Below are 11,527 nucleotides of genomic sequence, written 5' to 3' on the forward strand. Positions count from 1 at the left end.
CGATTGCGTTGCTCTAGCCAATCGCTACCAATGCGAATAGTGACATCAGATTCTAGATTTCCGGTTGAGTCAGAAACTAGCTGACCTACGCCTAAAATAGCGCTCACCCGATCCGCCGCTTCCAAATCGCCTCGCTGAGCAATGACCTGAGTTTTAGCCACTACATCTGGCCAATCACTGACGACATAGAGGTTGTCTAACCCCTCTTGCGCCAGATAACGGGCAACTTCATTGGCGACATGGGGTTCGCCCGACGCATTTTGAACCGCAATCCGCATTTGACGAATAGACCGACGGGGGGCTGAAGCCAGCGTTGCCGCCTCAGTATGAAAAAAGTCTTGCATGACGCGATCGCCCGCTGCACTGTCCATAATCCAATAGCTGGCCTGATATTCTGTCGGCTCACTAAAACGCCCTGGCAGCATGACCATGTGGAGATCGTCCGGTTCTAGCTCTAAACCAAAATTGGCTAAAGCCAGCATTTCTTCGGCAGTCAGGTTAGTGTCGATATAGCGCTGTAAAATCCGCACAATTTGCGGCAATTTAGGAATCACCGTAGGGCTAGTTAAACGCGATCGCAGTGCTTTTAGCAGCATTTGCTGCCGCTGGACGCGGCCAATGTCACCATAAGCATCTTGTCGAAAACGGGCAAATTGTTCGGCTTGAGCGCCATTGAGCGTTTGCCAACCCGGTTCTAAATCAATGACTAAATCTTGGGTGCGGTCTTCGTAATACATGCGGCTAGGCACGAAAACTTCAACTCCGCCCACCAGATCCACAATTTCTCGAAAAGCGCCTGTGCTGACCCGCACATAGCGATCGATTTCTACCTGGTTGAGATTGGCGCTGACGGTTTGCCCTGCGAGGAGGGCACCGCCTTCTACATTGGCCTGGTTAATTTTGTCTTTGCCCCAGCCGGGAATCGTGACGCGAGTATCTCGGGGAATCGACAACACATTGACGCCTGCCTGAGTCGGATCAACCCTTACTAACAGCATGGTGTCTGTCCGTCCCGAAAAAATATCTTCCCCTTCGGCTTCGGGCACCTGATCAATTCCCATGACCAAAATATTGACCGGGCGGGTAACGTTGTAGCGAAAGCCCGACTGCCAGAGGTCTTTTAGAGAAAGCGCCTCTTGCTTTTGAGGAAAGAGTTGCTCAGGCAGCGGTAACACCAGAACTGCCGCCGCACCCAAAAGGGCAGAAACCACTGCTGTTGAAAGGCAGGTAACACTCCAGAAAGCGCCTTTGGCTATACGAGCAGCCACGGTTGAGCCACGGTTGACGGCTTCAGGGGGCGCAGACGGGGTAGCCTCAGCATTAACGGAATCAGTGACCTCGGCAAGTTCAGCCTCATCTGCCGATTCTAAATCAGGGTTTGTTTGAGCTTCAATATCAGGATGTTGATTAGTCGGCAGTGTCGTCATTAGATTTTGTTACTTAACCCTTAGTTACCTTCCACAGCTAGACACCTAATTCAGGCTGCTGTCTGCCAATCCGCATAGTTCCCGATGCAACTATCAAACTTTGCTGACAGTAGCTACTGAGTAAAACTTTGCAAAATGATGATTTGTTAATCAATGTTACGGTGATTATAGCCTGACCCCCCAGACAAAAAGATAGGATAAGACGGAATTTCTGGCGGAGTTAGCCCATGAGTAAGTCTCTTATCCCTGTCATTCTGGCGGGTGGTAAAGGTGAGCGCTTTTGGCCCGTAAGTCGGCTGCAACGGCCTAAGCAGTTCTTGAGCTTAGATGGCAGCGGTACCAGCTTGTTGCAGGCAACGGCTGAGCGGCTTTTGCCCTTGGCGGGTGGCTGGTCGTCTTTGTGGGTGATTACGGCTTCCCATTTAGCCACAGGCATTGCTGAACAACTGCCTCAGCTACCGCAAACCAATCTGCTTGTAGAGCCTGAAGGCCGAGATACTGCTCCGGCTGTGGCGTGGACGACCCTCGAAATTATCAAGCGTTACGGCGAAGAAGCGATTGTGGCTTTTTTCCCAGCCGATCATTGGATTGACGATAGCGATAAGTTTTGCCAAACCCTACTGGCGGCGGCTGAGTTAGCCAGTGAGCAAGGGGCGATCGCGACGCTGGGCATTACCCCAACCTATGCGGCAACGGGCTACGGCTACATTGAGCAAGGGGCTGAAGTTGGCCGCTATGGCAACCTACCTGCTTACCGGGTCAGCCGCTTTACCGAAAAACCTGACGTGGCTACGGCGACTGAGTTTCTAGAGAGTGGTCGCTTTAGCTGGAATAGCGGCATGTTTATTTTTCCGGCAGGCGTGATGCTGCAAGAACTAAAAGCCTATGCCCCTGAACTGATTCACCCTCTGCTAGAAAAAGGGGTTGATGCTTATCATGAACTGACCAAACTCAGCATTGACTATGCGGTGATGGAGCGAACCCAGAAAGCTTACGTAATGCCCGTTAGCTTTGGCTGGGATGATTTGGGCGACTGGAATGCAATCGAGCGTTTGCTCAAGGGCGATCGCGATAATGTTGAACTGGCGCAGCATATTGGCTTAGATACCCACGGCAGCGTTGTCTACAGTTCTAATCCAGAAGAGGTAATTGTCACGATTGGGTTAGAAGATGTGGTTGTCGTTCGAGATGGTAATGCAACGCTAATCGTTCGCAAAGACCGCACCCAGGATATTAAAAAAGCAGTCAAACGCTTGGGGACAGAAGAAAAGTACAAAAATTTGCTTTAAGGCGCTGTCACGACTGATGGGTTGAGCCGTTTATGATGGGTTATGCCTGAGCTTTTGCCCAGAACTCACTCTTTTTCACCCGGCTAGCACCGATGCTAATTGACCCTAACCAAGTGCCTGACCAAACGGGGACTGGCTATCCCGAACCCCTGCGACAGTTGGTTGAAGGCCGCATCCGCAAGCGGGTTGGCAACGCTGCTGGACTGACCAACTTTGGGGTAAATCTAGTGACGCTGCTACCCGGTAGTGGCTCGGCTTTGCGCCATTGGCATACAGCCCAAGATGAGTTTGTCTATGTGATCGCTGGGATGCTAACGCTGATTACCGAGGCGGGAGAACAACTGATGACTCCTGGGATGATGGCGGGCTTTGCTGCCGGTACGGCTAATGGCCATCACCTGGTTAATCGCTCAGAAATGCCTGCGGTTTATTTGGAAATTGGCGATCGCAGCCCTAACGACATTGCCCACTACCCAGACGCCGACTTGGTGGCTCGTCACACTGGCAGCCATTACCTGTTTACCCGGAAAGATGGCCGTCCTTATTGAAGTTCCTAGAAAGCCCATTCGCCCATGTTTCCAAGCTGACGCCCATGAAGCGATCGCTAATTTTTCCCCTATGTTTGATGCTGGCTGCTTGTCAGGTAAATGAGCCGACGGTAAACAGCGCCCCAGCACTGCCCCTAGCCAACAGTCCGGCACCGCCGCCGCCGCCATCCGGGGCTTTGATTGCTCAGCTTCAGCCAGCGCAAACCCAACAGCTCGAAGCTTTAGAGGTGGCTGTGGTGATTCCAACCGAGGTGCCGCCAGCTTTTCAGGTGGTTGAGTTGATCACCCAAGCCCCTACCGCTGCTGGGGGTGCCCAGTATCAAATTGTTTATCGCGACGATCGCGATCGCTGTTTTGTGGTTGAGTTCACCAACGAGGGCGTTGGCGACTTACCCGACACTGAGTTTCAGCAGCCTCTCAATTCACCTTTGTTTGGCACGGGCTATCAGCTCCATTACGGCCCTTATCGCGATGCCGATCTGCGATCGCAGTTTCCAGAACCTGAGTTTGCCACCGACTGGATGGTGGGCGAATCCGGGGCGTATCGCCTTGCCGGAGCGGCTTATATTCAGCAGACCTTTGCCAGTCAAACAGGCTGCCAGGATATTTCACCTGCTGAAGCTCAGCAGTTGGTTAATTCAATGGCCTACTTACAGCCTGATTTGCTCAATATTGGTGAGTAGTCTGACTACGTTTTGTCAACCCGTTAAAAGTTTTCTACGAAATTCTGCGGATTGACGTTGTTGACTATAGCAGCAGGCAGTTTGCGGCTTGCAGAAGAGCGATGTCACGCGTCAAACGTCAGAAATCGATAACCAACATCCGTTATTTCCGCCTTGACAGGTAGGGTCAACCCTATTTCTGTCACAGTGCTTATTCCCCCATTTCAAGGAAACTTTATGGTTAAAACATAAAATCTCGTATCTTTTCCGTGGAATACGCGATCGCCCCGTCTCTTGCCCACTGTTTCCAGGAGGAAAGTGATGACTTTTGACACCGTAACCGAATTTTTTCAGACCCCCGGTTTAGGTCGAGTTGAGCGAGCGATTGTTGCCGATAAACGAGGTCGGGTTTTCTTTAACGGCACTTACTGGCCAGCGCAATTTTACGAATCCGAGCAGTTGGCGATCGCAGAAGCCAAAACCTGGGTGAGTGTTTTGGGTCGGCGGGGGCTGACTTTGCTGGTGGTGCCAACGGTTGCAGGGGTCAGCGCTAAAGCGCCTTGGGTCTAAGCGGTAGCCGTTGAGCTAACTGCCAAAAGCCTCTGATGGCAGCGGTGAGCAAAACGGCGTTCTGCTTACCTCTGGCTGAGAAGGCGAAAGCAAGTTTTTGGTTAGAGACTTTTAGCCCTTTGTCCAGGGAGAAATCTCAGCTTTAGAGGCTACAGCTATAGCTGTCAGCAGAACGCCTTCCCTCAAAAGTCTTTCTGCTGGGGGTGGTCGGTCATTGTTTGTGGTTTCACACTGAATTTTAGATAGCCCTTATGGCAGACAACGGTTATGGATACCCTCGCTTACCTCTATTTACTAGAACAACATGAAGCAGGCGATCGCCCCTCGGTGAAGTTACCGTGGCTCAATGCTACGGCTAGACGAACCCTGCGCCATTTTCTTTGGGGAGGGGTGATGACAGCAGCGTTGATGACGGCTAGTGCCGCCTCCGCCTTGACGGGCTATGTGATTACATCTGGCGATCGCTTGCAGGTAGAAGCGCGGTCGGGGCCAGGAATCGATTTTGAGGTGGATCGCATTCTGTATGAAGGGGACGCGGTTGAGCTAACTGGTACGATTCAAAACGGATGGTCGCAATTAGCCGATGGCAGTTGGCTACCCGTTGAACAGGTTAGACCCAGTGTTGTACCCAATCCGCAACCCTCACCGCCAACCCCACCCACCGAATCGCCAGAACCCACGGAGCCAACTCCTCCCGCTGAACCAGACCCGTCACCCCCTACTCAAACGTGGGGTAAGGTCGCCCAAGTAGAGGCTTACGGCTATCGCCTCAATGCTCGCTGGGGGCCAGGAACCCGCTATGGGGTGGCTCGTACGCTTGGCCCTAACGAGCAAATTCGCTTGAGTGGTCGGGTTGATAGTAATGGCTGGGTGCAACTGATTGATGGTACCTGGGTGGCCGGAAATCTGATTGAGCCAGCTTATGGTGGTTTTGAACGAGGGGGTAATGTTGGCGGTGATGTTGGCAGCGATCGCCTCAATGCCACTGTTTCTGCCTATGGGTACAACCTCAATGTCCGCTCTGGCCCCGGCACATCCTATAGCATTGTGCGGGTGCTATCAGACGGGCAGGCGTTAGAAATTAGCGGTCGCTATCGCAATGGTTGGGCAGAATTGAGCGATGGCAACTGGGTGGCGGGCAACTTAATTCGCCTGACGCAGACTACTCCCTCTCCGGTTGAGCCAGCGCCGCCTACCGATGCGATACCTGTACTGCGCTTTGGTAGCGCGGGGCCACGCGTGATTCGCCTCCAAAATCGCCTCAAAGAACTCAATTATCTGGCGGCTACACAGGCGTCTGATGGGGTTTATGGCAGTACCACCGAACAAGCGGTAATTGAGTTTCAGCGAGTGCAAGGCTTGCCCGTTGATGGGGTTGCCGGAACAACCACCCTCGACGCCCTGTACGCAGCAAACGCTCCTCGCAAGCCAGAACCTCAACGAACTTTACAACCAGGCGATCGCGTTCAGTTGGTCAACGACGGCATTGGCGGAATTGCCGTCTATGATGAGCCGTTTACCGAAGGGCGGATTTTAAGCATCTATGCCAGTGGTTCGGAAGTGACGGTGAACCAAATCAACGAAAACGGCTGGATCGAACTGAGTTCAGGTGGTTGGGTGCGGCGTGAATTTATCGCCTTCTAAAGCAGGCTTCAGGTTACAAAGCATGTCTCTCTATTAACTCTATTGAACATTTGGTAAGCCACTCCTGGCACTTCTTTATAATCCTTAATTGATCTGACCTCAAAAAAATTAAGGTCTTGCTAGGAGATAATAAATTGCTTTATTCGTCGCTTCTGTGGTTTGCCCAGACCGTGCCTCAAACCCCGCAGTGGTCTTTTAAGGTGGCTCTGGTCATGATTGCCTGCAACCTGTTTGCGATCGCTATTGGCCGATACGCCATTCAAAAGCGCGGCGTAGGGCCTGAACTGCCCTTTACGCTACCAGCTTTTTTTGAAGGCTTTGGTTTGCCTGAACTGCTGGCAACGGCTAGTTTTGGTCACCTGTTAGGGGCGGGCATGATTTTAGGCTTGAGCAATGCTGGGCTGCTCTAAACTTGTCATCTAACTTCTTAAACTTTTAGCAGGAACTCGCTAGCAACGGGTTCCTGCTTTTTGTATACCGATAAAGGTAGCAGCCAGAAGGAAAGGCTTTCTGCCAGCGCCTTTCAGCTATTTAAGTTTCTGAGTCTAGGTGGCGACGCTTGGGTAACGGGCGATCGCAGCGATAATTAAGCCTTTCTAAGGGGAGAAAGGCTGACCAATCGCCCGCTTGGGGTATCAAGTGCTGACGGCATGGTTGCCAAAGTGAGGTTATCCCCCGCTAGCACTTTGAATCACCTCAGTACAATAAAGCTATGGTTTCAGGAATGGCTCCTAGCAAGGCATTGGGTTAAAACTTATGCAATCCGGTTGGCGCATCGGCTCTTTATTCAACATCCCTCTCTATATCGATTATTCCTGGCTGATTATTTTAGTCCTGGTGACTTTTTTGTATGGCAGCGACCCAGCTTGGCAGTCGCAAATGGGGACGAGTGTTGCTTTGGGGGCTGGCTTTTTGCTGGCTTTGTTGCTCTTTGCTTCGGTGCTGCTGCACGAGTTAGGTCACAGCTTGGTGGCGCGGGCACAAGGAATTCAGGTCAACTCGATTACCCTGTTTTTGTTTGGCGGCATTGCCTCAATTGATAAAGAGTCAAAAACCCCCGGACAAGCTTTTCAGGTGGCGATCGCAGGGCCACTGGTGAGCTTTAGCCTGTTTATCCTCTTTAGTTTGCTGGCAGGGGTGTTGCCAACAGCGGGAATCGCCACCCTGATTCTTTACAATATTGCTCAAACGAATCTGGTGCTAACCCTGTTTAACCTGATTCCGGGGCTACCGCTTGACGGGGGACAGGTGCTTAAAGCTGCTATTTGGAAGGCAACGGGTAGTCGGAGTCGAGGGATTCGTTGGGCCGCTACAGCCGGACAGTTTTTGGGCTGGGGAGCCATTATTTTAGGGTTAATAGCTTATCTAACAACCCAGCGTTTTGATGTGCTGTGGATTGCCCTTATTGGCTGGTTTGTACTGCGCAATGCCCAAACCTACAACCGGGTCAACGAACTACAAGAGGCGATCGCTTCGCTACAGGCGGCAGATGCGATGATGCGCGATTACCGGGTTGTGGATGCTAATTTAACGCTGCGCCAGTTTGCTGACGACTACCTTTTGCAAGAAGGTCGTCCGCCAATGTATTTTGCAGCTTCGGATGGTCGCTATCGTGGCTGGGTGGCAGTAGAAGATTTGCGCTCAATTGAGCGCAGCCAGTGGGAACACCAATCGCTGTTAGAAATTATTCAACCGCTCAGCGATATTCCCACCGTACGCGAGGCGACGCCGCTGCCGCAGGTGATTAATCAGTTAGAAGAACAGGGGCTGAGTCGCATCACCGTTCTGTCACCCGCCGATGCGGTGGCGGGTGTAGTCGATCGAGGTGACATTGTGCGGGCGATCGCCGCTAAGATGAACATCTCTATTTCAGATGCCGTGATTCAGCGGATTAAAGAAGAAGGCGCTTATCCACCGGGGCTACAACTACAAGCGATCGCTCGCGCGGCTGCCGAATCTTAAACACAGCTAGCCGAGAATTGGGCGACTGACAGACTAGGGATCGTCATTATTGCTGGGGCGATCAGCGTTGAGCTTACTTAAATGACTGAAAACCGCTGCCAGCAAAACTTTCCTTCTTGCCCTCTGCCCGCTAACTTCCACCTTTAGCGACGAGCAGCCGTCTCAGCCGCTGACTGTGCCAACACCGTCCAGGGAATATCAGCGCGAGTGGTCAACTGTTGGGCGATCGCGGCTGCTCCATGGCGGTTAAGGTGGCTAGGATCAGCGAAGTAGCCATTTTGCGTGGGCCATTGCTGCATCAGATCAATTAAACCAAATCCTTGAGCCTGACTTTGCTGTTGTAGATACGTTTGAAACTGCCGCTCTCGCCGCAGGCGGGTTGGGTCTAAATAGTCTTGAGTGAGTGGCAGATTAATAAAAATGAGGGGTTTTTGTTGCGATCGGGCAAACGCTGCCAGCGAACCCAAAGACTGGGTCTGCAAGCCACTGAGATCAAAGCGGCTATAATCAGCATCGTACTGTCCTAGAATGCGCGGAAACCGCTGATAGTAGGTGTTGGGATCGAAGCGTTGCTCTAAAGCCAGAAACCCGTGGGCATCTAAGGGTTGCGTTGGCACTAGCAACGGATTGTCGTCTGCAAAGGTTGGCTTTTCTCCGGCTAAAAAAGCCTGATAGCCAGGAGAAGCCAAAACGCTGGCAAACGTCCGATCTAGTCGGCTGCTGTTAAAAGCTCGCGAACCCCCTGCCCACAAAATCAGCTTGGGCAACTGCTCTGGTGTCAGCAGGCGTTGCAAGACAAAATTAACCACCTGTGCCGTCGCGCCATTGATGCCGAGATTAAACACTTTGGCCTCGGCATAGCCTCGATCGCTAAGCGCCTGCTGCAACGCTTGGGGATCAACCCCTTGCAAGGCGCGTGAACTACCCACAATCAGCACATCCGGTACCCCAACCGCCGCCATGTAAGAAAAGTAGCCAGCCAACTGTTCATCTAAAATTTGGCTGCCTAAGGTTGGAAAAACGGCTGGAACGCTACCTGCTGCCTTTTGCTGCGCTGTCTTGAGATTGAGCAAAAATTCTTCGGCTTTGCGCTGAGCAAACAAACGCTGAGGGCTAGTTGTGGGGACAGACTGAATCAGAGTGATAGCATCGGCCCATTGACCCATAACTGCACTCCAGTCTTGGGCGCTTTGAGCCATTGCAGCGTCCGAACGAGCCTGCTCGGCCAAGTTGAGGGCAGCCTGTAGCAAACTGTCTAAGGGACTGAGTTCGTCAGGAATGGGAGCCGCTTCTAGCTTGGGGAAGGTGGCTGCTGGGGTCGAAACCAGCAAAAGCTGAAGCAGCCAACCGCTGATAACCAGTCCCAGGCTACTTACCAAAATCAGGCACCAGCGCAACACTGAAAAGCGACGAAACATAGCAATACCTAGCAGCCAGCAGCACTCATGTTAAGAAGGCGATCGCCGTGGTAAGCCCAAGCGCAAATATTCCACCTGAATACACGCATCCGTCACGACAAAAAGACCAGCGGCTAGGGCTTGGCGAACGGCGACATCGTGGTAGATACCTAGCTGAGTCCAGAGGGCTTTAGCGCCAACGGCGATCGCCGCTTCGACAATCTCTGGTAAAGAGTCGGCGCGGCGAAAAACATTGACTAGATCTACCGTTTCTGGCACTTCTGCTAGAGAACGGTAGCAGCGGTGCCCTGCGACCTCGGCTACCGTAGGATTCACCGGATAAACCCGATAACCTACCTGACGCAGAAACTGAGCAATCTGGTAGCTCGGTCGCTGGGGTTGATTAGAGTGACCGACAACTGCGATGGTTTGAGTCTGTGCTAGCAGCGATCGCAGTTGCGTATCCGAAGGGTGTAGTAAGGGTTCCATACTGCCTGCCGTTGCCGCTGAAACAAACCCAAACGGCCACGGCTACTTCTCTATTTTAGAGGCATTTCCCCCATACACTTGGGAAGCAAACGACTGAAAACGCTCATGCCTATTCATCACCAGCTTTTAGAACTGCAAACGACAGACGCGCTAGCGCTTTACAATCTAACCCCTCAAGTTCAAGCCTTTGTGACGGCTAGCGGCATCCAAAACGGCCACGTCTTGATCTTTTCTCGGCATACGACTACGGCGCTTGTGGTAAACGAAAACGAAGAACGTTTGCTCGAAGACATCAAAACCTACTTGCGTAAGCTAGCCCCCGCTGGCGATCGCTATTTGCACAACGACCTGCATTTGCGATCGGTTCCCCCAGACGAGCCAATTAATGCCCATTCTCACCTGATGGCCATAACCTTACACAACAGCGAACTGGTGCCCATTGTGGCAGGGCAACTGGCACTGGGCACTTATCAAGCCATTTTGCTGTGTGAACTGGATGGCCCCCGTTGCCGCAGCGTTTTTGTTCAGGCTTCAGGAGAATAGGGCACTCGACCTGTAGCTAAGGTAAATTCTCTTGCTGCTGTCCGTGCCCATGCCCTTTCCGCTTACCGCGATCGCCCTAGCCGTTCCGGCTTATTTTTATACTTGGCTGGTCAGAAGTATCGATCGCTTTGAAAAAGAACCGACCAAGTATTTAATTTCAGCGTTTTTATGGGGAGCTATCCCGGCAATTGGGCTGGCTGTGATTTTGCAAATGAGTTTGGCTCTGCCCATAGAAACCTGGTGGGGTCACAACTCGCTACAGTCAGATTTGGTGCAATCGGCAGTGGGGGCACCCATAACCGAAGAATTTCTCAAAGCGATCGCTGTGGCGCTCATTTATTTGACCCGTCGCCGCGAGTTTGATGGCTGGGTCGATGGTATGGTTTATGGAGCCATGGCGGGCTTTGGGTTCGCTTATGTGGAAAATATTTTGTACCTGGCTGGCACCGCTAGTTGGGAAGAATGGATTTCTCTGTTTGTGCTGAGAACCCTGGTTTTTGGCGGGCTACACGGGTTTTGGACGGCCATTGTAGGTATTGGATTTGGTCTGGCTCGCTATATGCACAGCCTGGTGGGGCGAGTGATGACGGTGGCGGTTAGCTTGCTGCTGGCAATGACGTTGCATTTGGTGCATAACGGGGCGATCGCTTTGATCGAAATCTATTCAAATATCGCTATCTTGGTCGCTTTGTTTAACTATGGAGTGCTGTGTTTGGTGATGTTTTTACTCTGGGTTATAGCGGCTAGGGTAGATCGCGCCCGCCTTAGAAGCCAGCTAGCCAACGAGGTGCCCTGGACGCTCTCTCGCAGTTGCTACGAAGCCGTTACCCGGCCAAACTCACATCAGCTTTTGCAAAAAATGGGGTTTTCATCTCGGCAACAGCGCCAACTGATACAGCTAGTGGCTGAGTTGGCTCATAAAAAGCTACAGCACCAAAAAATGGGCGATGAAGATGGCAACCGCGCTGAAATTGAACGATTGAGAACAGAACTGCG

At 52.1% G+C, this 11,527-nt stretch carries 12 protein-coding genes; 9 read left to right on the top strand and 3 right to left on the bottom strand.

Going from position 1 to position 11,527, the window contains the following annotated elements:
• On the bottom strand, positions 1 to 1,427 hold a 1,427-nt coding region (locus ACTS3T_RS18445), incomplete at its 3' end, for an LCP family protein (RefSeq protein ID WP_462935327.1).
• 227 nt (positions 1,428 to 1,654) lie between these two features.
• On the opposite strand from ACTS3T_RS18445, the gene ACTS3T_RS18450 reads away from it, so the two are divergent.
• The 7 genes from ACTS3T_RS18450 to ACTS3T_RS18480 all read left to right on the top strand — a co-directional run bounded on the left by ACTS3T_RS18450 (position 1,655) and on the right by ACTS3T_RS18480 (position 8,102).
• On the top strand, positions 1,655 to 2,716 hold the full coding sequence (locus ACTS3T_RS18450; protein ID WP_377960809.1) for a mannose-1-phosphate guanylyltransferase: 1,062 nt from the start codon (positions 1,655 to 1,657) through the stop codon (positions 2,714 to 2,716).
• Between the two features lie 92 nt (positions 2,717 to 2,808).
• Positions 2,809 to 3,264, top strand: a complete 456-nt coding sequence (locus tag ACTS3T_RS18455; protein WP_377960812.1) for a cupin domain-containing protein — start codon at positions 2,809 to 2,811, stop codon at positions 3,262 to 3,264.
• Between the two features lie 44 nt (positions 3,265 to 3,308).
• Positions 3,309 to 3,947, top strand: coding sequence for a hypothetical protein (locus tag ACTS3T_RS18460; RefSeq protein ID WP_377960815.1), 639 nt, complete (start codon positions 3,309 to 3,311; stop codon positions 3,945 to 3,947).
• A 300-nt stretch (positions 3,948 to 4,247) separates the two neighbouring features.
• On the top strand, positions 4,248 to 4,496 hold the full coding sequence (locus tag ACTS3T_RS18465; protein WP_377960817.1) for an NfeD family protein: 249 nt from the start codon (positions 4,248 to 4,250) through the stop codon (positions 4,494 to 4,496).
• A gap of 267 nt (positions 4,497 to 4,763) precedes the next feature.
• Entirely contained in the window at positions 4,764 to 6,140 is a 1,377-nt protein-coding gene (locus tag ACTS3T_RS18470; protein ID WP_377960820.1) for a peptidoglycan-binding protein, read from the top strand.
• Positions 6,141 to 6,310: 170 nt separating this feature from the next.
• Entirely contained in the window at positions 6,311 to 6,550 is a 240-nt protein-coding gene (gene psaK, locus ACTS3T_RS18475) for a photosystem I reaction center subunit PsaK (RefSeq protein ID WP_377960822.1), read from the top strand.
• A 346-nt stretch (positions 6,551 to 6,896) separates the two neighbouring features.
• On the top strand, positions 6,897 to 8,102 hold the full coding sequence (locus tag ACTS3T_RS18480; protein ID WP_377960824.1) for a site-2 protease family protein: 1,206 nt from the start codon (positions 6,897 to 6,899) through the stop codon (positions 8,100 to 8,102).
• A 143-nt stretch (positions 8,103 to 8,245) separates the two neighbouring features.
• Here the strand turns inward: ACTS3T_RS18480 and ACTS3T_RS18485 are convergent, their stop codons facing one another.
• Both ACTS3T_RS18485 and ACTS3T_RS18490 read right to left on the bottom strand, forming a co-directional pair.
• Positions 8,246 to 9,520: a D-alanyl-lipoteichoic acid biosynthesis protein DltD gene (locus ACTS3T_RS18485; protein WP_462935328.1), complete on the bottom strand. Its 1,275-nt coding sequence runs from the start codon at positions 9,518 to 9,520 to the stop codon at positions 8,246 to 8,248.
• Between the two features lie 30 nt (positions 9,521 to 9,550).
• A complete protein-coding gene (locus ACTS3T_RS18490) occupies positions 9,551 to 9,988 on the bottom strand; it encodes a CoA-binding protein (protein WP_377960238.1) in 438 nt (145 codons plus the stop codon).
• Positions 9,989 to 10,093: 105 nt separating this feature from the next.
• Between ACTS3T_RS18490 and ACTS3T_RS18495 the strand changes: the two genes are divergently transcribed.
• Entirely contained in the window at positions 10,094 to 10,531 is a 438-nt protein-coding gene (locus tag ACTS3T_RS18495) for a secondary thiamine-phosphate synthase enzyme YjbQ (RefSeq protein ID WP_377960236.1), read from the top strand.
• A gap of 31 nt (positions 10,532 to 10,562) precedes the next feature.
• Positions 10,563 to 11,527: PrsW family intramembrane metalloprotease (locus ACTS3T_RS18500; RefSeq protein WP_462935329.1), on the top strand; the 965-nt coding region annotated here is incomplete at its 3' end.

The organism is Almyronema sp., assembly GCF_052168255.1.
Classification (GTDB): Bacteria; Cyanobacteriota; Cyanobacteriia; order Phormidesmidales; family Phormidesmidaceae; genus Sphaerothrix; species Sphaerothrix epifaneia.

Excerpts from the sequence above, each read along its gene's own strand:
- ACTS3T_RS18450 (WP_377960809.1), top strand. The coding sequence starts at position 1,655 with ATGAGTAAGTCTCTTATCCCTGTCATTCTGGCGGGTGGTAAAGGTGAG.
- ACTS3T_RS18455 (WP_377960812.1), top strand. The coding sequence starts at position 2,809 with ATGCTAATTGACCCTAACCAAGTGCCTGACCAAACGGGGACTGGCTAT.
- ACTS3T_RS18460 (WP_377960815.1), top strand. The coding sequence starts at position 3,309 with ATGAAGCGATCGCTAATTTTTCCCCTATGTTTGATGCTGGCTGCTTGT.
- ACTS3T_RS18465 (WP_377960817.1), top strand. The coding sequence starts at position 4,248 with ATGACTTTTGACACCGTAACCGAATTTTTTCAGACCCCCGGTTTAGGT.
- ACTS3T_RS18470 (WP_377960820.1), top strand. The coding sequence starts at position 4,764 with ATGGATACCCTCGCTTACCTCTATTTACTAGAACAACATGAAGCAGGC.
- ACTS3T_RS18480 (WP_377960824.1), top strand. The coding sequence starts at position 6,897 with ATGCAATCCGGTTGGCGCATCGGCTCTTTATTCAACATCCCTCTCTAT.
- ACTS3T_RS18485 (WP_462935328.1), bottom strand. The coding sequence starts at position 9,520 with ATGTTTCGTCGCTTTTCAGTGTTGCGCTGGTGCCTGATTTTGGTAAGT.
- ACTS3T_RS18490 (WP_377960238.1), bottom strand. The coding sequence starts at position 9,988 with ATGGAACCCTTACTACACCCTTCGGATACGCAACTGCGATCGCTGCTA.
- ACTS3T_RS18495 (WP_377960236.1), top strand. The coding sequence starts at position 10,094 with ATGCCTATTCATCACCAGCTTTTAGAACTGCAAACGACAGACGCGCTA.